This is a genomic window from Thermostichus sp. MS-CIW-41 (genome assembly GCF_054058915.1).
Window position 1 is genome coordinate 17,076 of record NZ_JBSSBO010000012.1, and the last position, 21,365, is coordinate 38,440.

Sequence of the window (21,365 nt, forward strand, 5' to 3'; positions counted from 1 at the left end):
AAGCTGTGGGGTGGCATAACAGTGGGATGAGCGCCAAACTAGCGGTGGTGCTCATGTGAGGATTGCAATGGAAGGCAGACCTAGGGCTAGGGTAGGGCGGCCTGTGCCGAAATCTCTGGAGACAAGGCAAAATGGCCGGCAACTTGCTCAACGGCGCCGACGCAGAGGTTCTTGGATCCCTTCACCGCGAAGCTCTAGGCAGTGGGGAACAGCGCTGGGATGGCTCTTGGGGGAGCGGATCCCGACGGCCCGCCAGCTTGACTTTCGCGCCGGCATGACCGGACTGGCTTTGATCATCGCCCTATTTGTAACAGGAGCACGTCTGGTTTATTTGCAACATCAACAGGCACCCCTATTGCAGCAGCGAGCCGAAGCCCAGCAGCGAGCCCAGCTAAGACCTTTCATTCCTCGTCGCTCAATTGTGGATCGTCATTCTATTGCCAAGCAGCAGGCAGAATTGCTGGCCGTAGATCGCCCCGTCTATACTCTCTGGGCCCATCCCCGCCTCTTTGGCAAACGCACCCCGGAGGAAATGGCCACTGCCCTTGCTCCCCTGTTGCGGCGTCCAGTAGAGCAACTGGCGCAGCGGCTATCGGCCAATCAGGCAGTGCGGGTGGAGCGCTGGGTATCCCAGGAGGTGGCGGATCAAATTCAGGCTCTGCATCTGGATGGCCTGGAGCTGGTGAGCGAGCGGCAACGCATTTACCCCCAAAAAGAGATGGCCGCTGAGGTGGTGGGCTATGTGGATCTGGATCATCAGGGCCAAGCGGGAGTGGAATATTCCCGGCAAGAGCTGCTGGAGCGTACTGTTCAGCCTGTTACTATTCCTCGCGATGGCTACGGACGACTGTTGGCTGCCGAGGTGCCGGAAGGGCTGCTGCAATCTGGCGAGACGGTGCTGCAACTTACCCTAGATATGCGCCTGCAAAGAGCTGCCCGCGCTGCCCTGAAAGTGCAACTGGAGCGGTTTCGAGCCCTGCGGGGCACGGTGATTGTCCTCCAGCCCCAGACAGGGGAAATCCTGGCTCTGGTGAGCGAGCCCACCTATGACCCCAACCGCTACTTTGAGTATGACCCCGGTCTTTTTCGCAACTGGGCCGTAACGGATTTGTATGAGCCGGGATCCACCTTCAAGCCCATCAACATTGCCATTGGGTTGGATGCTGGAGCCTTTACAGCAGATGAACGGGTCTATGACGAGGGTCGGATTCTCATCGGTCAGTGGCCCATTCAAAATTACGACTACCACCAGCGAGGGGCCCATGGCTGGATGAGCGTCACGGATATCCTGCGGCAATCCAGCAATGTGGGTATGGTACACCTGATGCGCAAGCTGGATCCCCGCCAGTACTACAATGCCTTGGTGCGGCTGGGGTTCAACGAGCGCAGTGGCGTGGATTTGCCCTTTGAGCCGGCCAGCCGCTTGAAACCGCTGCGACAGTTTGTTACGGTGCCGGTGGAGCGGGCCACTGTCGCTTTCGGCCAGGGGCTGGCCCTCACTCCTCTACAGTTGGCTGCCATGCACTGCATCATTGCCAATGGCGGACTGAAAGTACAGCCCCATGTGGTGCGAGGCTTGGTGGAAAAGGATACGGATACTCTGGTTTGGGGATCCCCGCAGCCGCAGCCGGTGCGGGTACTATCCGAGCAAGCCACGCTGGCAGTGCGTATCCAAATGCGGGATGTGGTGGACTTTGGCACGGGGCAATCGGCCAAGATCGAGGGGTATGAGATCGCTGGCAAAACCGGCACTGCCCAGAAAGCCGGGCCACGGGGGGGCTATTTGCCCGGCAAGCGCATCACCAGTTTTGTGGGCTACTTCCCGGCCATTCGCCCCAATTACGTGATCTTGGCGGTGATCGACGAGCCCCAGGGGGAAGATGCCTTCGGCTCGACGACGGCTGCTCCCGTTGTTCGCTCGGTGATCCAGGAGATCATCGCCCTAGAGGGGATCCGCCCCAACTCTACTTAGCGCAGCCATAGGAACAAGGGGCGAAGGTGGATGCCAAAGGGGGCCCAGACAGTGAGGAAATGAGCGAAATGCCCATACCTCCGGATTGGCTCTTCCTGGAAAAAGCCATACTCAAGACTGGCCACCCGTAGAGTCCGACTTAACCTCCGCACTCCTCCAGCTCAGCTTGGAGTTGAGGTAGAAGTTCCAGAATACGACAACACCGATGGCAATTAAGTTGGCCAACAAATAATGAATGCCCAAGCGCTCGCTCAGCAAGGTCACCAGTGAAGTGTTGAGAACCAAGCCAATTAAGCAGATAACGTTAAACTTCGCCAACCGCTGCAGGCGATTCCAGGGCCCCGGCTGCAAGCGGGTCACATGGCGAAAAGTCCACAGGTCGTTCCAGAGGAAGTTATTGAGAATGGCCACCTCCGAAGCAACCAGCTTACTGGTTATGAGATCCCATCCTAAGTTGGTGGGATCGTGCAAAACATAGAGCAAAGCCATGTCCACCAAGGTGCCGGATAGGCCAACCGTGCTGAAGCGCAAAAAGGATCCCACCTGCCCTAGCGAAAAGCGCAGCACCATCAGGTGGTGGAGATATTGGAGACAAGTTTGCAGTTGGATTTTGCTCTCCCCGTTTTGGCGCTCCTGAAAGATGTAGCCGACTTCAGCAATGGTTTTCACCCGGCCCCGCGCCAGCACCTCGATCAGCAGCTTGTAACCCTTGGGGTTGAGCGGGATCCCGGCAATAGACTGGCGTCTGACCAGGAACAGTCCGCTCAACGGATCGGAAACACGGCTGAAGATCCCTGGCAGCAGAGCCAACCCGATCCATTGGGCCCCACGGGAGACGATGCGTCGGCCCAAGCTCCAGTGGCTCACCCCCCCCGACTCCGCATAGCGGCTGCCCACCGCCAGATCTGCCCCCTTCTGGATGAGCAGCCACAATTTGAGGACAATCTCCGGCGGATGCTGCAAATCCCCATCCATAACCCCCAACACCTCGCCGCGGGCAGCTTGCCATCCCCGCAGCACGGCAGTGGCCAGGCCTCGTTCGTGGTGGCGACAAATGACTTGCAGTTGAGGGAATTCTTTTTGCAATCCTTGGGCCACTTTGGCAGTGTAATCGGGGCTATTGTCATCCACCACAATCAACTCATAGCTTCCAGGCAGAATCGTGTCTAGGTGGGCACACAACTGCCGGATCAGGCTGCAGATACTGGAGGCTTCGTTGTAGGTGGGAATGACCAGCGACAGTTGGACAGGGCTGGACTGAGACAGAGGTGGAATCTGAAAAGGAGCTGCAGAAGCTTTGGGATCGGCAGAGGAAGTAGGAGCTCCATGAAACATTCAGCAGGCCATCCAAAAACAATAAAACAAAAATCCTCCGCCTAGGGCTGCAAATCCTAGGACTGCCCTGGTTCATACTGGGTCCACAGAACGATCCCCTATCGTACTGATCGATGAGCCGCAGGGCTAGACCTTTCTCTACCTACCCAGCTTCTGAGGACTCCGTCTCGCTGACGCGAACGGGAGAGGTTACTTGGCTAAGGGGATCCCGTAGAGGGGCTCATCAACACCGGGATCTGGGCCTGAGCAGAGGCAGTCTCAGGCAGCGAGGGGGCAGGGGTGAAACTGGGGTAGGGGATGCGCTCGTGGTTGGATTCCCGCCAGACCTCCACGAAAGCGTCTGCCACCACCTCCAAATCCTCCAGCGTCAGCCCACTGTCAACCAACTGGCCATCTTGCCAACGGGCCTGGGCAATTTTGCGGACAACAGCTTTTGCCCGCTCGACCACATCGGGGCCGAAGCCATCGCTCAGAGTCATGCTGCGCAGGGCGGCTTCACAGGCATCGGCCATCATCACCACCCCCGTCTCCTTGCTCTGGGGGATCGGGCCATCGTAGCGGAACGGCTCTTCGGGTACGGGCTGACCCCCGGCTTTCATCTGGGCTTGATGGTAGAAATAGGCAATCAGGATCGTCCCCTGGTGCTCAGGGATAAACGCCTGGACGGCGGTAGGCAGATTATATTGCTTGGCCAGGCGCAAGCCATCGCTGACGTGGGCCTTGATAATCTGAGCACTGCGATAGGGATCGTCCAGTTGGGTGTGGGGGTTGAGGCTGCCCATCTGGTTCTCGATGAAGTAGCGGGCCTGCAGCATCTTGCCGATGTCGTGGTAAAGAGTGCCGGTGCGCACCAGCTCCACGTTGAGGTTCAGCTTCTGGGCAGCCCGTTCTGCCAAAGTGGCCACAAGCAGAGTGTGCTGAAAGGTGCCGGGGGCCTCTGCAGCCAGTCGCCGCAACAGGGTGCGATTGGGATTGCTCAACTCGATCAGACGAATGGGGGTGGCTAAGTCAAATAGGCGCTCCAGGTAGGGGCTGGCTCCCAGGGCAACAATGCTCCATCCCAAGCTGGTTCCCCCTGCCAAAGCCATGGCCAACAGGTCGATGCCACCGGTGGTGGCCAAGCTAACCGCCCCGTAGGCCAGCATCTGCACCGCTGCCGCTCCTCCTCCCAACAAGGCCAGCTCTTCGCGGGAACGGGAACGCCCGGCCAGGGCAGAGGCCACCACGCTGCCGGAGAGCAAGGGTACAAGGGTGAGCAGGTTGACAGGGGAGACCAAGGGCAAAAACAGCGCCTGGCCTACCACCACCACCAAGCCCAGCCCTGCCCCGTAAAAACTGCCCAGCAACAGCCCCACTGCCGGCAGGGAGCTGAACTCCAGCTTGAACAAGGCCGCCAAAAGGGGAGCGGTCAGGGAAACTATGAGGATCAACACCCGATCCCGGCGGCGCAATCCCGGCCTCAAGCGTTGTTGCAGAGGCACAAAGACAGCCAGGCCCATGCCCATCACTCCGGCCACTCCCACCAAGCCCCAGATGTTGATCCCGCGCTGGGTAAGCCCAAAGTGATCCAAGATGAGAAAAATTTCGGGAGTGATGACCTGATCTGCTCGCACGATCACCTGGTTCTCGGCAACCGAGATCAGAACCGGCTCGACTTTTTCCAGCTCGGCGCGGATGCGCTGCTCGGTGCGCTGGGGATCCACCTCCACGTTGGGAATGAGCACCTGCTGCAGCCACTGATAGACCAGGGCCTGCAGCTCCTGTCGTTGGGCGGCGCTGCCCGGAAAAATCAAATCGTCCAGTTGGGCTTGGATCCCTTCGGCGCGAACTTCGCGGGGCAGGCCATCCACAATCCCTATCTTCTGCAGGCGCTCCAAGACCCGCCGGCTCAAGGTTTGCAAATGCTGCCAATCCGCATCTGCCAAGTTGAGAACGGTGGCCGGAACAGGGGGGGTGAGCTGCTCCAGAGCCGGCAAAGCTGCCCGATAGCGCTGCTGCGCCGCTTCCACCTGGGCAATCAACTGGGTATAGGGATCCGTCGCCGCCATCTGGGTGGCCGATCCGTCCAACCAGACCCGCTGCCAAACCTCGACAAGCTCTTGCTTAGCCCGCTGCTCCGGAGGAAGCTGCTCCGGTCGCCCAGAAGAGGGCTCTTCTGAAGGAGATGGGGTGGCTCCGCGGATGGCCTCTTGTCGGGCGCGAGCCTGGAAGGGTTCCCACTCCTCCGGGGAAAGCTGGCGCAGGTAGATCTGCGTTGGCAGAGACAGCAACTGGACAGAAACATAGGGCAGAGGCCCTGCCTCTTGTCGGATGGCTTCCACCTCAGCCAGGAGACCCTCCAGGTTTTGCCGCATGCTGTCGTTGGCGGTGCTGTTGATTTTGAGGGCCTGAACCACCCGCCGTCGCGCCTCAGCTTGTCGGGCCTGGGTAGCCTCCACATCTTCAATCTCCGCCGCAGCAGGGGCGAGAAACGTCTGCGGAGAACGGCTGCCGACGGTCAGTTGTGGTTCGTTGTAGTAGCGGATCCCGTGGACGGCAGTGAGGGAGAGAAGCGCTATGGCATAGCCGGCAACCCGTTCCGAAAGGGAGAGCCTGCTCTTTCGAGGGGGGGCTGCCTGGCATCCCCGAGTCCAGTGTTCCGCGTTCGCGTCGGTGGCGCGAAGGGCTTTGGGCGTGAGCGGGTTTTTCATGGATTGGCCTGGCAGCGTCTTTCTCTTTTCTATCCCCTTTTGGCCGGGTAGCCCAGGAAGAGGATCTCAATCGCCGATGGTAATCTGCCCCACCATACCTGCTTCTGCATGGCCGGGAATAGTGCAAACCAGAGAATAGACCCCAGATTTCAGAGGAATAAATTGCCACTCCACCGAAGCGCCTAGCTTCAGCTCCAGTTCTCGGATCTGGCCCTTAATTTCCACGCCGGCCACGTCCAACTTACGGGTCCAAACGGCATCGGCAAAATCTTTGGCGCTGAAATAATGTTTCAATTGGCTGGGGTTGCTCAGGCAAAGACGGTAGAGGCTGCCGTTGCGAAAAGACAGTTCCTTGGGCGCAAACACCAACTGATTGTCGGCAGTGCCCAACTCAACCACCTTCTCCTGCGGCGTTTGTCTGGAGAGATCCCGCGCCCATACCGGATGCGGGATCCCAATCATGAGGGCCGATAGCCAGATTCCCAGCACCAGGAAATGACAGAACCTGTTTAACATTGCAACAACGAGGAGAGAGGAAAGAGCAAAGAGAAAAGAGCAAAGAGAAGAGATTCCTCCTTCTCACTTCTCACTCCTCCCTTCTCACTCCTCTGCGAGTAGCCTGGAAACTCAAGATAGCATCTCTAGGCGGAGAGGTTTTGATTCCCTTCTGCCCTGTCTAGCCATCCACATCCTCGTAGAGCCGCACGGCTGGGGCTTCCTCTCCGTCTTTCCTTATTTCAAGGGCTACCGCAGCGACGTAGCCACCGGCAACCTGAAGGGGTAGGGTTACCCAGCAAGAGTCCCCGTCCAAAGCTGCAGAGCCGGCCAGACCCCTGCCTGTTCCCTTCAGGAGCGCCTCCTTTTGTGTCCACATTTGAAAGAAAAGGGCATCCCGCTCTGGAGCTGGACAGCTGGCCAAACGGCCCTGCTCAGCAGCCGAAAAATAGCGTTGGGCGATGCGCTGCCAGCGGAGCACAGGTCGAACCCATTCCAGATCCACTCCAATGCGGTATTGCCATCTCAGGCCGATCAGGACGCGCTCGTGGGAGTGGCTGAGGTTAAACTGCAGCGGCAGGGGTGGATCCCGCCAGTAGGGTTTGCCGGTAGAACTGTGGTCGAGGGGGATCGCCTGGGGTGGAATGCCGCTGTAGCGGCTGAGCAAGCTCCGCAACCCAAGACGACCGGCCAGAAAGCGGCGCCGATCCGCCGGCAGTTGTAAACGCTCTGCCCGCCGACATTCTTCAGGGGAAAGAAGGCCGAGCTGGGGGAGCAACTTCTCCAACGGGGGGACTGTCTGCAGCCAAAGATGCACCTCTGACTTTCCCAACAACGGCTGCAGGGATCCCCCTGTGAAGTTGGGTCTAGACAACTCTAAGGAATAAGGATGGGATAACATGGCCTTGAATTGGTGGAGTTGGCAACACCACCCAGACAGTACACCCTTTCCTGTACGCGCTCGCGAGGCCTGGTCTGACCTGATGCCCTCCTTCCACTATCCCCCCCGTCCTGACCGTGTCCGCGCAGCTCGTCAGCAGGCCATTCGTCAGGGGATCCTCTGGCTGTTGTTGGGGTTCACGGCTGTGTTGGCGGGTTCTGCCGGTGCCCTCTTGGCCGTGATGTTGCCCCGTCAGGTGATCCCAACTTCCCTCACACCTGCAGAACAAGAAGCCTTCCGTCCCGATGCCTTACGGGCTGCGGCTCTGGATCGCTCGTTGCATATCCTCATTCTCGGCACGGACAACCCGGATCCCACCCTGCCCTTGCCCACAGAGCGAGATCGCTTCCACACCCGCAGCGACACCATTCTCTTGGCCCGCTTTGATCCCCAGGCGCGGCGGATTACCGTTTTGTCCATCCCCCGCGACACTCGTGTGCGCTTGCCTGGCTTTGGTGTGGCCAAGATCAATGCTGCCAACTTGGCAGGGGGCCCGGCGCTGACGGCTCAGGTGGTCAGCCACTTGATGGGTGGGATCCCGATTGACCGCTACATTCGCCTCAATACCGATGCTCTGGAAGAGCTGATCGATGCGGTGGGCGGCGTGGAAATCTACGTGCCGGAACCGATGCAGTACGCAGATCACACCCAGCAGTTGTTCATCCACCTGGAGCCCGGCTGGCAACGCCTCAATGGAGAACAAGCCCACCACTTTGCCCGCTTTCGCCGCGATCACCTGGGATTGGGGGATATCGGTCGGGTGCAACGGCAACAGGAATTGCTGCGGGCCCTGAGCCGGGAACTGCTCTCTCCTGCCGTCTGGCCGCGGATCCCAAAGATTTTGCAGGTCGTCCGCACCAACCTCGATACCAACCTCACCTGGGAAGAGGTTCTGAGCTTGGCCAAGTTTGTCCTCACCTCTGGGGGCGATCGCATCGACCTGGTGCTGCTGCCGGGCCGCTTCAGTCAGCCGGGAGAATTCTCCACCAGCTACTGGCTGCCGGATCCAGCCGGGATCCGACGGGTGGCCGTCTCCCACTTTGGCCTGGAGGCAGAGGTAGCCCGCATTCCTCCACACCGCCTGCGCATAGCCGTGCAAAACGCGACCGGAGAGCCGGGGATGGCCCGCCGTATGGTGCAAGAATTGGTGAGACAAGGATACGTCCATGCTTTTGCCGTGGAAGACAGCACCCAGGTGCTGCAGCAAACGGAGATCCTCGCCCAGAGCGGGGATCGGGAGGGGGCTAAACAGATCCGCGCCGCCATTGGCCTGGGAGAAGTGCGGGTAGAATCTACTGGCGTTCTCAACTCCGATGTCACCATTCGAGTCGGCCAAGATTGGGCTCAACAGTTGGCTTTGGATGAAGCACTCCGCGCCGCTGACGCCAACGGCCAAACCCAAGCTCCGCCCGGAGCAGCTCAGCTCTAGAGAGCCGGTTCGGTTGCGAGTGCGGATTTCCGAAAAAGAGCCTGCTTGTCGGGGACTTTTCGGTCTCTGTAGATTAGCACTGAGCTTGTTTGAGTGCTGAGCCACCTATGACCGTGCTGGAACAGGGATCCATCACCATCCACACCGAGAACATCTTTCCCATCATCAAGCAGTCTCTCTACTCGGATCGAGAGATCTTCTTGCGGGAGCTGATCTCCAATGCTGCTGATGCCATCACCAAGCTGAAGATGGCCAGCCTTGCCGGCGAAGTGGCAGATCTCCCAGAGCCGGAGATTACGATTGCCCTCAACAAGGAGGCCAAGACCTTAGCGGTGGCCGATAACGGCATTGGCATGACTGCCGAGGAAGTGAAAAAATACATCAACCAGGTGGCTTTTTCCAGCGCTGAAGAGTTCATTCAAAAGTACAAGGGCAAAGACGCAGAGCAAGCAATCATTGGCCACTTTGGTCTAGGATTCTACTCCTCTTTTATGGTGTCGCAGCGGGTGGAGATCGACACCCTCTCCTATCGGCCCGGCAGCACGCCGGTGAAGTGGGCTTGTGACGGCACCACTACTTTTACCCTCTCCGATTCTGAGCGCTCCAGCATCGGCACCACCGTTACCCTTTACATCACCCCCGAAAACGAAGAATACCTGGAGCCAAGCCGCATTCGGGAATTGGTTCGTAAATACTGCGATTTCATCCCCGTTCCCATCAAGTTAAACGGGGAAGTGATCAACAAGCAAAAGCCCCTGTGGAGAACCTCACCTTCCGAACTCAAAGATGAGGATTACCTAGAGTTTTATCGCTACCTCTATCCCTTTCAAGAGGATCCCCATTTCTGGGTGCACATCAACACCGACTATCCCTTCATCGTGCAAGGGATCCTCTATTTTCCCAAGTTGCGCCCAGATATTGATCCCACCAAGGGTCAAGTCAAGCTGTTCTGCAATCAAGTCTTTGTCCAAGATAACTGTGAGGAAGTTATCCCCAAGTTCCTCCTACCTCTGCGGGGGGCCATCGACAGTCCGGATATTCCCCTCAACGTCTCTCGCAGCTTCTTGCAAAATGACCGCACCGTAAGACGCATTGGGGATCACGTTGCCAAAAAGGTGGCGGATCGTCTCAATGAACTATACAGGGAAGATTACGAAAAATACGTCAAGGTCTGGCCCGACATCAGCCTCTTTATGAAGTTTGGGGCGATGAACAATGACAAGTTCTTTGCCCAGATCAAGGATATTCTCATTTTCCGAGTGGCCGGATCCCCTGCTGACAAACCCGAATATGTGACCCTGAAAGCGTACCTGGAGCGCACCCGCGACAAGCAAAACAAGCGAGTTTACTACGCCACCGATGAGGCGGCCCAGAGCGCCTACATTGATCTCCACCGCTCCCAGGGGCTGGAAGTGATCATGTTGGATAGCTGGATCGACAGCCACTTCAGCAGCTTTTTGGAGCGGGAATACAAAGAAGAAGGGATCCAATTTAAGCGGGTGGACTCTGAGCTGGATGAAACGCTGGTGGATAAAGACAAAGCCGCCGAAATTGTGGATCCGGTAACGCAAAAAACCCGCAGCCAAAAGTTGATCGATCTCTTCCGACAAGCCCTGGGCAAAGACAAGTTGCAGATCAAAGCAGAAGCTCTTAAATCAGAGTCGGTTCCGGCCATGATCTTGCTGCCGGAGACGCTGCGGCGCCTGCAGGAGCTCAACGCCGTCATCCAGCAGAAGCCGCTGGAGTTTCTGGAGGAGCACACGCTGGTTCTGAACACGGCCCATCCCCTCATCCAAAACCTGCAATCTCTTGCCGATCAGGGTCGGGATCCCGACTTGGTTCACCTCATCTGCAATCACATCTACGATTTGGCTTTGATTACCCAGAAAAGCTTTGACCCGGCAGCCGTGCGGGCCTTTGTGCAGCGTTCCAACGAAGTGCTGACTCGCCTCACCCGTCGTCAATAAGCAGCGCTGTCCAGGGTAGACTGCAGGGCTTCCGCTCCACCGGGCAGAGACGGACGGGATCCGGCCCCGTTGCCGCTGTGGCCGTAGCTGCCTTGGAGCACGGGGGCAACTTGGCGCATCAGAGTAGCCATCTCCAGGGCACTCATGGCGTATTCCCAACCTTTGTTGCTCTTGACCCCGGCTCGCTCCAGAGCCTGCTGCAGGGTATCGGCGGTGATGATCCCGAAAATGACCGGCACGCCGGTACGAAATCCTGCCGCCGCAATGCCCTTGGAGACCTCCGCTGCCACATAGTCGAAGTGGGGAGTTTGCCCGCGAATCACTGCCCCCAGACAGATGATGGCATCATAACGGCGAGATTGGGCCAGTTGGTGAGCCAGCAAAGGCACCTCAAAACTGCCGGGCACCCAGTAGTAGTCCACTTGCTTGCTCTCCGGGCCGACATCCACACCATGCCGCTTCAGCGCGTCTTGGCACCCTTCTAACAATTTGCCGGTGATTAGGTCGTTAAACCGACCGATGACGATGGCTAGACGCAGATCCTCCGTCTGAACAAAATTGCCCTCGTAAACTGCCATCTGCGCTGCTCCAGACCTACCCAAGAGAAGAATAAGCGGGCCGACACGGCAAAACCACGCTTTCCCATCCTAATTCACTTTCACTGAGGGAGCCACGGCGCAGACGCCCCGGCCTTCATGCCCAGAGGTACTGCTCGAAACGATGGCTTGCTGGCCCTCTTGGCATTCAACTTCCACCCCGCCTTGGCAACCATCTGGGCTGACTCAAAAGCGGGAAGGAACATCAACGGGTAATTGTTGGCCAGGGGAGAATTTTCCCATTGCTGCGCAACCCTGGGCGAATACAAATGGCGGTGTTTGTCTTCCTGGCCGTTTCTTTTGATAAAGATCTATTTTTGTGCGGAAAGACACATCTCTACCTGAGGCCAAGACCTAGCTTGGGTACATGACACAGCCGCTTTCTGAAATTGCCCGCGCCCAAGGGATCAACTACTTTCTGCTCTCTTTTACCGACCTGTTTGGGATCCAACGGGCCAAGCTGGTGCCTGCCTCAGCTATCGACTTCATGGCAGAGGGTCAGGCTGGATTTGCCGGGTTTGCTGCCTGGTTGGACTTGACGCCTGCAGACCCCGATGTGTTTGCCCAGCCGGAGCGCGAGCGCTTGTTTCAACTGCCCTGGCAGCCGGAAGTGGCCTGGATGCCTGCCGATCTAATTCAGGTCAACGGGGATCCCTTGCCACAAACCCCCCGCTGGGTATTGAAGAAGGTGTTGTCCCAAGCAGAAGCCATGGGCTTTCAAGTCAAGACGGGGATCGAATGCGAGTTCATGCTTCTGTCGCCAGAAGAGTGGGCCATTTCCGATGAGCGCGACCGGCAGGCCAAGCCCTGCTATGACCAGCAAAGTTTGATGCGGCGTTTCTCGGTGATCCGGGACATCTGCGATGGCATGCAGAAGCTGGGCTGGGATCCCTATCAAAACGATCACGAAGATGCCAACGGCCAATTTGAAATGAACTGGCGGTTTGACGATGCCCTAGTTACGGCTGATCGCCACGCCTTTTTCAAATACATGGTGAAAAGCATTGCCGAAAAGCATGGCTACCGGGCCACCTTTATGCCCAAACCCTTTGCCCATCTGACGGGCAACGGCTGCCACACCCATATTTCTCTTTGGCAGGGGGAGCAAAACCTATTCGCCGATCCCCAAGGGGAATTGGGGCTTTCTCAACTGGCCTATCACTTCATCGGCGGGGTGCTACACCATGCACCTGCTTTGTGTGCCCTCACCAACCCGACGGTCAATTCTTATCGTCGCCTCAATGCCCCCGTCACGCTCTCTGGGGCCACCTGGTCTCCCAATACGATCAGCTACAGCGGCAATAATCGCACCCACGCCATTCGGATCCCGGATGCCGGGCGGTTTGAACTGCGTTTGGCCGATGCTGCCGCCAATCCCTATCTTTTGGCTGCTGGTCTCATTGCCGCCGGTCTGGACGGGATCCAACACCAACGGGATCCTGGCCCCCGCTGCGACAACAACACCTACACGGATCCCCTCCCCAATGCCCCAACGTTGCCCGGCTCTCTGGTCGAAGCCCTCAACCATTTAGACCAAAACACCCTGTTCCGCAGCAGGCTTGGGGATCCCTTTGTGAATGCCTACCTCAAGCTCAAACGCCAACAGTGGCAGGAATACAACCGTCAGATCACGCCCTGGGAGCGGGAAACAACCTTGGATTGCTAGCCCGGTAGTTGTTGTTATCTCATTACACCTTGAGAGAGGGCTTCCAACTGGCCTGGAGTGACCCTAAACCTGGGCCAACTGGTGTTGAGCTGCCTGCCGCATCACCTCCACCGGCACAGGCCTGCCTCCCAGCCAAAGCGACAGGGCCTTGGCCCCCTGCTGAACCAGCATCTCCAGCCCACTGATGGGGGTATGTCCCAACTCGGCGGCCATCCGCAGCAGAGGAGTGGGATCCGGCACATAGATCAGGTCGTAGACGATGGCACCCGGAGACAGCAGGCCCAGTTGCTCCCGGCTCAGGGGAGAGAGCTCCTGACCGCCAGGGGATCCCGGCTTGTGCATGCCCACGGGGGTGGTGTTGACCAAAAGCCGCGTCTGAGACAGGTAGCAATTCAACTCCGCCCAGTTCACCGTCTCCACCTGAGGCCAGGTCTGTTGCAAGGCCAGCAATGAGTTGGGGGATCGCCCCGCCACCCGCACCGGCCCCAGCCCCAACTCCAAACAGCCTTGGATGGCCGCCCGCGCTGCCCCCCCGGATCCCAGAATGAGAGTAGGGATCCCTTTTTCCAGACCCAGCAAAGGCTGCACAAAGCCATCGATATCGGTATTGGTGCCCGCCCACCCGCCCTCTGGCAAGGGGTAAACCGTATTCACCGCCCCTACCGCTGCTGCCCGCGCCTCAATTTGGCTCAGGAGCGGGAGAATGGCCTGTTTGTGGGGGATCGTGACGTTAAATCCCCGCACCCCGATGGCCGCCAGCCCTGCCACCGCCGTCGCCAAGTGTTCTGGAGCCACCGGAAACGGCACATAGCAGTAGTTTTCCCCCATAGCCGCCAAAGCAGCGTTGTGCATGGCCGGGGATAAGCTGTGGGCCACCGGATCCCCAACCAGACCAAGCAATTGGGTGCTTCCCGAAATCCGACCGTCCACCGGCTCAGCCAACTCCTCAAGGGATCCCTGAAGTCACTTTAAAGACTACTGAGACTCCGACTCAACCCGCTGTAGAGTTTGCCGGTAGCGATGGCGCCAGCCGGCCAGAGATTCTTCCGAAATGTGGTCGATCAAGGTGCTCATCTCCGCCAGGATCTGATAAACGCGGTCAAAGCTTTGTCGGGTTCGCTCTTCCTGTTCCGGTTGACGCGCCTGCACCATGTACAAGCTCATCTTGATGGTTTGCAGGCGGTTTTTGCCCAAATCTTCTAGCATTTCCCGAATTTGCCCGATTGCCTCCCGCCTCACCTGTCTCTGCCGCCGTCGCAACAGCCAAAAGAGGATCCCGTGGATAACCCCCACCAAAGTGGCGCTGACCGCCGTTGCCGTTTCTAGCGAAAAAGCGCTGCGGCTGGCCACAAAACCACTCAGCAGGATTACCCCTATTCCCACCGCCGTCAAGATGAGCTCAATGTTGTTCAGGAACCATCTTCCTGCTGGTCTCCAGCTCCCAGATCCGGCCATTTGACCCTGAAGAATGCTCGCCATGGCCTTTGGCACCTCCTTTGTGTCTCTCCCGTCGTTCGCTCAGCCCATCACTACCTGCTCAGCCGCCCCAAGGCCAGGCGCGGTCTTCTACGGCTCAGTTGACGCTTCAGACAAAGCTGCCGGAGTTTTCGCCGCCGCAAGCGGAAGGGTCTATGGGCCAGGGATCCCGCTGTGGTTGACTCCGGTGCAGGAGCCTGCATCTTTCGACTCAGCTCTTGATGGTGTTGGCGGAGATCCTCAATCTGCCTGAGGCGAGTCTCCAGCTCTCGGCGCAGTTCGGCGTTTTCTTTTTCCAGACGCTGCAGGCGTTTCAGCAGCTCTGAGGACTCCGTTCCGCTGACGCGGTCGGAAACTGGGATGGGATGGGGAGCAGTCACCACCGAGCTGTGCACATTCCTGCTATCTCGCATAGCCTGGGCAGCCCGACGCAACAGAGCCACCCCCTTGGGATCATCGCTGTCCATGAGGCTGGCCGCTCCAAACTGGAGCTGCACCGGCAGCGCCCGCCCATTCACCACAAAGGGATCCTGAATCATCCGCTGACAGCAGCGTTCGGCAGCCATTTGCGCAGCAGCCAAGGTGCTCCCCGGCAGCAGAATGATAAACTGCCCCTCGTCGTAGCAAAACAGGTCGTCTCCATCGCGCAGGTTATTGGCCAGGCGCTCTCTAAACAGCTTGAGAAGAGCACCCCGACCGTCAGCTTCCAGCTCTTGTGCCAGAGAACCGAGGTTGGCCAAGCGCAGCACAAACAAGCTGAGGGGTTCCGATTGGGCACGGGCCTGGGCCACCCGCAGCGGCAAACGAGCCACCAAATCCTGACGGTTACCCACCTCCAAACCAATCGACTTGGGGGGAGAGGGAGGAGATTTTTGCCCAGTTTTGAGCAGATATTGCTGGCGGCGACTTTCTACAATGCGCAGCCCTGCCCGCACCCGCGTCAGCAGCTCTGCAGCCTGAAAGGGTTTGGAAAGAAACTCATCGGCGCCTGCCTCCAAAGCCCGCTCCATGCTATCGTTGCCCTCGCGGGCAGTCATAATGATGTAGTACACCCAAGCATATTCCGGCAGTTGCCGCAGTTGACGGCACAGGTCTAGGCCGTTCAGGGAGGGCATGACCCAATCGGCAATGATCAGATCTGGGGGTTGGCGGCGAATTTGCTCCAGCGCGGAGAGGCCATCCAAAGCATAAGAAATACTGCAGCCCTGCTTGCCCAAAAAGTTGGACAGCATCTCTGCCACCATGTAGCTATCATCCACAATCAGTACACGGGCTTGCAGACTGCCGTCTTGACTTCTGCCAGAGACGAGTTTCGCCTTCTCAGGCGCAGGAGCTGCACTAGCGCTCTCCGGTCTGGGATCCATAGACAAACTGAGGCAGGATGGCGAGAAAATCCGGGAAAGCAAACTACCCGCAACTTTCCATCGTTATTCTAATGCGGTAGCAAACAGCAGCCGCTTCAACTTTGCCGAGTTGGTTAAATTATAGTCATTTAAATAAACAGGAATGAAACATTTCTGTTGCATCGCTTCCCAACTCCCCTCTCCCAGAGGGAGAGGGGTTGGGGGTGAGGGCTGACTCCTTCTGGGGGAGGGGTTGGATGTGAGGGTGGTTTCCAGAAGCAGCGCGGAGCGCTTGGGCAGCAGTGCGGAACGCCTGGGGAGTGTCTCAATCTAGTTTGGAATGACCATAACCAAGTAATTGGATTATTGACAGATCATTGCGGAGCCGGTGTCTGTTGCTGTCCAAGGCTTGCCCTGAGTAGGAATCTTTTGGCGGGAGAGCTGAAATCCATGCGGTGAACATTTGTGAATCATTCCAGCAACAGAGCAGAGGCTTAGTAACGGAGCTCGAGGGTGACTTGGGCGCGCACGGTTTGCTGTCCCCCCTCCACCGGTGTGGATGCCGTTTCTAGACGGGCATAGTCGGCGCGGGCAAAGGGGATCGGCGGCGGGATCATGTAGCCATCGCTCTGAATCTGGATGCGCTCGACGGAACGGATGCTCAGGTTCAAGGCCCCCAGCACATCCTGGGCTTGACGTTGGGCATCTTGCACGGCTTGGGTTAGGGCGCGGCTGCGCGCCTCCAACAGGGTGGCTTCATCGGCCCGGAAACTGACCGATTCCACCTGGGTGGCTCCGGCGGCCACGGCTTCATCCAGCACTTGCCCGGCTCTGGCCACGGGCACCTCGAATTGCAGACTGTTTTGCCCCTGCACACCCGTTAGGCGAGGCTGGCCATCCCGGTAGTCGTATTGCGGGTAGAGGGAAATGCCGGTGGTTTGCAGAGCGCTTACTTGCAGCTCCTTGAGGCGATTGACCAGCCGCTCTGAGCGTTCTGCCACCTGTTGTTGTACCGATTGCGCCGTCTCCCCTTGAATGACTACCCCTAAGCGAATGAGGGCAATGGAGTTCTCCACCGAGACCGATCCCTGTCCTGTAACCGTCAACATTCGGGATCCCTCAGCGGGACTGGCCATCGCTCCGCCTCCGGCGATTATGTTCCAACCCAACAGGGCCACCGCCAGTACCAGGCCCAGCCACGCCACCCCCTTCAGCTTTTTCCACCCCTTGATCCCGTTCATCGCTTTCCCTTTCCATGGTTCAACCCCAGCCTACTCCCACCGCTCCTCAGCCTGATCCGACAAAAGCCCCAGCCACCAGTTCCCTAACCTCACCCAGCCGGTGCGTTCTTGCCCCACGGATCCCGTATCCGCACACGGAATACCCGTTGATACTTGGAAGTGCTCCCGGAAAAAGGCCCCAGCCGCCAATACCGCGCCTCCTGGCTCAAAATGGAGTAGCCATGCTTTGCCGCCCACCGCTGCAGCAATTCTTGGCTGCGTCTTTGTTCCCAGACAAAAATTCCCATGAAAAGGGCAACAGCAACCGCCGCCCCTACTAGGGCCAATGCCAGCTCAGACATGGGGTTAGACAGCAAGGCTACTGCCCATCCTATGGGAGTTGCTCCAATGCTGGGATCCCCGGCTGCAAAAGTTAACCTTCGCCGCTTACCCGCTCTTAGACCCTAGATAGAGGGATCCCTGCTTCAACCCATCAGACCGTATGATTGAGGCAGGGTGGTCAAAACTCAATCGGTTCTCAAGTCGTTAAGGTCTCTTTACAGAATGGCCGAATCGAAACTGCGACAACTGCTGCACGATCTGGATGTTGAGCTGCAAAAAACCCCTGGCCTGGACGAAAAGCAGCGACAGCAAATTGCCACCATTCGCCAGGAAGTGGAAGCGGTGCTGGCCGAGCTGGGATCCCGAACCGAGAGCAAACAGAGCCAAGGGCATAGAGATCGCATTGGAGAGGCGCTGGGCCTGTTCGAGACCTCCCATCCCAACCTTACCCTGATCCTGGAGCAGGTGATCGACACACTGGCGGGAATGGGTTTGTAGTTTCATGGTCGGTAAAAGGGCTCACCAGAAAGCTCCCTTGCTTGCTAGCCTTGGTAATGCGTTGAAAGCTCCTTATGCTCTATGACCAGCACTCTCCACTCCACCTCGTTTAACACCACCCGCTCCAAACAGATTTTTGCCCGGGCACAAAGTCTCATGCCGGGGGGAGTGAGTTCTCCGGTGCGCGCCTTCAAGTCGGTGGGCGGGGATCCCGTCGTGTTCGACCGCGTCTCAGGGGCCTACGCCTGGGATGTGGACGGCAACCAATACATCGACTACATCGGCAGTTGGGGGCCGGCGATTGTTGGCCACGCTCACCCCGAGGTCATTGAGGCTCTGCGCCGAGCTTTGGAGAAAGGCACCAGCTTCGGCGCCCCATGCGTTCTGGAAAATGAGCTGGCGGAGCGGGTCATTGAGGCGGTGCCCAGTGTGGAGATGGTGCGCTTTGTCAATTCCGGCACCGAAGCTTGCATGGCGGTGCTGCGCTTGATGCGGGCCTATACCGGTCGGGAAAAGGTGATCAAGTTTGAGGGCTGCTACCACGGCCATGCGGACATGTTTTTGGTGAAAGCCGGTTCGGGGGTGGCCACGCTGGGCTTGCCAGACTCGCCGGGGGTGCCCAAGGCAGCTACCAGCGCTACGCTGACGGCTCCCTACAACGACCTGGAGGCAGTCAAGGCCCTGTTTGAACAGCACCCCGACTCCATTGCCGGAGTCATCCTAGAGCCGGTGGTGGGCAATGCCGGCTTTATTCCCCCCCAGCCGGGCTTCTTGGAAGGCTTGCGAGATCTCACCCAAAAGTACGGGGCCCTGCTGGTATTTGACGAGGTGATGACCGGCTTTCGCATCAGCTATGGCGGTGTACAGGCCAAGTTTGGGGTCATCCCCGATTTAACGACCCTGGGCAAGGTCATCGGCGGCGGCCTGCCGGTGGGGGCCTACGGCGGTCGGCGAGAAATTATGGAAATGGTGGCTCCAGCGGGGCCGATGTATCAGGCAGGGACTCTTTCCGGCAACCCCCTGGCCATGACAGCAGGGATCCAGACGCTGGATATTTTGCGTCGTCCGGGCACCTACGAGTACCTGGAGCGGATTACCGAGAAGTTGGCGACGGGGCTATTGCAGATCGCGCGGGAAACGGGGCATGAGATGTGCGGGGGCTATCTGCCCGGCATGTTTGGCTTCTTTTTTACTGCCGGCCCGGTGCGCAACTACGAAGAGGCCAAGACTTCCGATCTGCAGAAATTTGCCCGCTTCCATCGCGGCATGTTGGAGCGGGGAGTCTATCTGGCGCCCTCGCAATTTGAGGCCGGCTTCACCTCCCTGGCCCACACAGAGGCCGATGTGGAGAAAACTCTAGCCGCCGCGCGAGAGGTGTTGAGCACCCTCTGAGTTGACAATTACCCCCTCGCGAGCCGGGATCCCTGCCATGGCCGAGCACATCCACCGCAACTGGAGCATGACTCTAGTCAATAATAAGCTCAACTATACTGAAAATAATGTATAATATGTTCAGTACGGATTACTACCAGTTGATCTTTCTGTTTACTTTCGAGTCTGCCAACATGGTAGCCAAAGCAAAGCAGAAAATTGGTAGTAAGACGACACGGAAACTGCGCTTTGGGTATTCTACTCAAAGCTTTGCGGGATACCGCCATTCTGTTTGGACTCCGTCCCGCTAACGCGAATGGAAACAAACAGAATGCTATCGCTGCATAGTTGAACAGTGATGTTCAGCAGTGTTCAGCGTAAATGTATCAGCATCACCACCCAAGCTACAGAGAAGGGGTTTATCTTTCGCTGCCGGCTGCTCCAGCAAGATGGCTCTTGCGAGTCGGAGATTGGCACCAAAGCCTACGGCTACTTTCAAAACGAGGCCGAAGCTATTCTGGCGGGCATGGTCTGGATCGACCGGCAGCAACTGCCAGATCACCTAGACGGTCTACTGTTTGACAATGAGGAGCCGGAGAATTAGACAGGGGCTTCTTCTCGCACCAGCCGCTCCCAACCCAAGCCTTTGAGGGCAGCATTGCGCCGCAGCGGTCGGGTCACCAGCTCCAGCAGAGCCTGGGTGTTGCCGAAGCCGTGGATCTGGGCGAAGGTAAACTCCACCGACCACTTGGTGGTTATCCCGCGCGCCTCTAGGGGGTTGGCGTGGGCCATACCTGTGATCACCAGATCCGGCTGCAGGGCCTTGATGCGCTGGATTTGGTTGTAGTTATCCGGCTTCTCTACGATGGTGGGCTTGGGCACTCCCATCTCTTCGCAGGTGCGCTCCAAGAGGGCCAGCTCAGCCGCCTGGTAGCGTTTGTCCATGTAAGGGATCCCAATTTCCTGCACCGTCATGCCACAGCGCACCAGGAAACGGGCCAGCGAGATCTCCAGCAGGTTATCGCCCATGAAGAAAACACTCTTGCCCCGCAGCAGCTCCCGATAATCCCGAACCTGGGGATGGTTCCACACTTCCGCTTCCCGCTCTGCCAAGCCTGGCGTCGGGATCCCCAGCTCGCGGGCAATGGCTTCTATCCAGGCGCGGGTGCCATCCGGCCCGATGGGAAAAGGAGCGGTGATGAGCTTAGCCTTTTTGCGGCGTACCAGCGTGGTGGCCGTGCGGCTGAGGAAAGGATTCACCCCCACCACGTAGGTGCCCGGCTCGATGGCCGGCAGCTCTCCATAGCGTTTGGCCGGCAACCAGCCGGAGACGCGGATCCCGTGTTTTTTCAGCTCCAGGGTGAGTTGGGTCACCACCGGATCGGGCACCGAGCCGAAGATCACCAAGGGGGGATGCTTGTGGAAGCCTTCCTCCTCTTTCTTTTTTCCGGAGCGGAGCCCGTAGAAAAGGGCCTGGAGACCCCCGCGGGTTTCCTGCTCCTCTGCCCGCACCTGCTCTGGGCAGCGCTGAGCCATCGAGGCCAAAACCGTATCTTCCCCTTGGGTAAAGGCGTAGTCGAGGCCATTGGCCCGTGCCACCACAATCGGGATCCCGATCTCCCCTTCCAGCTTCTGGGCTAGGCCCTCCAGATCCATTTTGATGATCTCGGTGGTGCAGGTGCCGATCCAGACAATCACGCTGGGATTGCGATCTCGTTGAATTTGCAGGCACAGCCGCTTCAGCTCCTCATAGTCGTTGAGCTTGGCGCTAATATCCCCCTCTTCCAGCTCCGCCATGGCATAGCGGGGCTCGGCAAAGATCATCACCCCCATGGCGTTTTGCAGAAAGTAGCCACAGGTTTTGGTGCCGATGACCAAAAAGAAGCTGTCTTCAATTTTTTGATAAAGCCAAGCTACACAACTAATCGGGCAAAAGGTATGGTAGTTGCCGGTTTCGCACTGAAAGTTAAGGGCATTGGCACTATCCAAAGCAGCATTCATGCTCGTCTCCTAACAACATATAAA

General features: G+C 58.1%; 18 protein-coding genes. 7 read left to right on the forward strand and 11 right to left on the reverse strand.

The features are described 5' to 3' along the window. Positions 1-103 precede the first annotated feature (103 nt). A complete protein-coding gene (locus ACVWXE_RS05535) occupies positions 104-1,972 on the forward strand; it encodes a peptidoglycan D,D-transpeptidase FtsI family protein (protein WP_457489780.1) in 1,869 nt (622 codons plus the stop codon). A gap of 111 nt (positions 1,973-2,083) precedes the next feature. Here the strand turns inward: ACVWXE_RS05535 and ACVWXE_RS05540 are convergent, their stop codons facing one another. From ACVWXE_RS05540 to ACVWXE_RS05555, 4 genes are all read right to left on the reverse strand, one after another. Continuing rightward, a complete protein-coding gene (locus ACVWXE_RS05540; protein WP_457489781.1) occupies positions 2,084-3,307 on the reverse strand; it encodes a glycosyltransferase in 1,224 nt (407 codons plus the stop codon). A gap of 197 nt (positions 3,308-3,504) precedes the next feature. After that, positions 3,505-5,997: an HD family phosphohydrolase gene (locus tag ACVWXE_RS05545; protein ID WP_457489782.1), complete on the reverse strand. Its 2,493-nt coding sequence runs from the start codon at positions 5,995-5,997 to the stop codon at positions 3,505-3,507. 66 nt (positions 5,998-6,063) lie between these two features. Beyond that, complete coding sequence (locus ACVWXE_RS05550) at positions 6,064-6,486, reverse strand: plastocyanin/azurin family copper-binding protein (RefSeq protein ID WP_457489783.1); 423 nt, start codon at positions 6,484-6,486, stop codon at positions 6,064-6,066. A gap of 187 nt (positions 6,487-6,673) precedes the next feature. Further along, positions 6,674-7,270, reverse strand: coding sequence for a 4'-phosphopantetheinyl transferase family protein (locus ACVWXE_RS05555; protein ID WP_457489784.1), 597 nt, complete (start codon positions 7,268-7,270; stop codon positions 6,674-6,676). Between the two features lie 121 nt (positions 7,271-7,391). On the opposite strand from ACVWXE_RS05555, the gene ACVWXE_RS05560 reads away from it, so the two are divergent. Together ACVWXE_RS05560 and htpG are read left to right on the forward strand one after the other, a co-directional pair. Continuing rightward, complete coding sequence (locus tag ACVWXE_RS05560) at positions 7,392-8,861, forward strand: LCP family protein (protein WP_457489785.1); 1,470 nt, start codon at positions 7,392-7,394, stop codon at positions 8,859-8,861. Between the two features lie 107 nt (positions 8,862-8,968). Next, on the forward strand, positions 8,969-10,828 hold the full coding sequence (gene htpG, locus ACVWXE_RS05565) for a molecular chaperone HtpG (RefSeq protein WP_457489786.1): 1,860 nt from the start codon (positions 8,969-8,971) through the stop codon (positions 10,826-10,828). Here htpG and ribH read toward each other — a convergent pair. Next, complete coding sequence (gene ribH / locus ACVWXE_RS05570; RefSeq protein WP_414330323.1) at positions 10,822-11,406, reverse strand: 6,7-dimethyl-8-ribityllumazine synthase; 585 nt, start codon at positions 11,404-11,406, stop codon at positions 10,822-10,824. The genes htpG and ribH overlap by 7 nt on opposite strands. A 385-nt stretch (positions 11,407-11,791) precedes the next feature. Between ribH and glnT the strand changes: the two genes are divergently transcribed. Further along, complete coding sequence (gene glnT / locus ACVWXE_RS05575; protein WP_457489787.1) at positions 11,792-13,090, forward strand: type III glutamate--ammonia ligase; 1,299 nt, start codon at positions 11,792-11,794, stop codon at positions 13,088-13,090. Positions 13,091-13,153: 63 nt separating this feature from the next. Here glnT and ACVWXE_RS05580 read toward each other — a convergent pair whose 3' ends face one another. The 5 genes from ACVWXE_RS05580 to ACVWXE_RS05600 all read right to left on the reverse strand — a co-directional run bounded on the left by ACVWXE_RS05580 (position 13,154) and on the right by ACVWXE_RS05600 (position 17,491). Then, positions 13,154-14,020 (reverse strand): shikimate dehydrogenase, encoded by an 867-nt coding sequence (locus ACVWXE_RS05580; RefSeq protein ID WP_457489808.1) that lies wholly within the window; start codon positions 14,018-14,020, stop codon positions 13,154-13,156. A gap of 45 nt (positions 14,021-14,065) precedes the next feature. Next, positions 14,066-14,569 (reverse strand): hypothetical protein, encoded by a 504-nt coding sequence (locus ACVWXE_RS05585; RefSeq protein WP_457489788.1) that lies wholly within the window; start codon positions 14,567-14,569, stop codon positions 14,066-14,068. A 50-nt stretch (positions 14,570-14,619) separates the two neighbouring features. Continuing rightward, a complete protein-coding gene (locus ACVWXE_RS05590) occupies positions 14,620-15,810 on the reverse strand; it encodes a GGDEF domain-containing response regulator (RefSeq protein WP_457489789.1) in 1,191 nt (396 codons plus the stop codon). A gap of 593 nt (positions 15,811-16,403) precedes the next feature. Next, on the reverse strand, positions 16,404-17,150 hold the full coding sequence (locus ACVWXE_RS05595; RefSeq protein WP_457489790.1) for an SIMPL domain-containing protein: 747 nt from the start codon (positions 17,148-17,150) through the stop codon (positions 16,404-16,406). A gap of 89 nt (positions 17,151-17,239) precedes the next feature. Beyond that, on the reverse strand, positions 17,240-17,491 hold the full coding sequence (locus ACVWXE_RS05600; protein ID WP_457489791.1) for a hypothetical protein: 252 nt from the start codon (positions 17,489-17,491) through the stop codon (positions 17,240-17,242). A gap of 202 nt (positions 17,492-17,693) precedes the next feature. On the opposite strand from ACVWXE_RS05600, the gene ACVWXE_RS05605 reads away from it, so the two are divergent. From ACVWXE_RS05605 to ACVWXE_RS05615, 3 genes are all read left to right on the forward strand, one after another. Beyond that, positions 17,694-17,969 carry a DUF4404 family protein gene (locus tag ACVWXE_RS05605; protein WP_457489792.1) on the forward strand — a complete coding sequence of 92 codons (276 nt, stop codon included), beginning with the start codon at positions 17,694-17,696 and terminating at the stop codon, positions 17,967-17,969. A gap of 81 nt (positions 17,970-18,050) precedes the next feature. Beyond that, positions 18,051-19,361: a glutamate-1-semialdehyde 2,1-aminomutase gene (gene hemL, locus ACVWXE_RS05610; RefSeq protein WP_457388202.1), complete on the forward strand. Its 1,311-nt coding sequence runs from the start codon at positions 18,051-18,053 to the stop codon at positions 19,359-19,361. Positions 19,362-19,698: 337 nt separating this feature from the next. Further along, positions 19,699-19,944 carry a hypothetical protein gene (locus ACVWXE_RS05615; RefSeq protein WP_457439166.1) on the forward strand — a complete coding sequence of 82 codons (246 nt, stop codon included), beginning with the start codon at positions 19,699-19,701 and terminating at the stop codon, positions 19,942-19,944. On the opposite strand, the gene ACVWXE_RS05620 is transcribed toward ACVWXE_RS05615, so the two are convergent. Continuing rightward, entirely contained in the window at positions 19,941-21,341 is a 1,401-nt protein-coding gene (locus ACVWXE_RS05620; RefSeq protein ID WP_457489793.1) for a ferredoxin:protochlorophyllide reductase (ATP-dependent) subunit N, read from the reverse strand. The two genes, ACVWXE_RS05615 and ACVWXE_RS05620, sit on opposite strands and share 4 nt — an antisense overlap. Between the last annotated feature and the right edge of the window lie 24 nt (positions 21,342-21,365).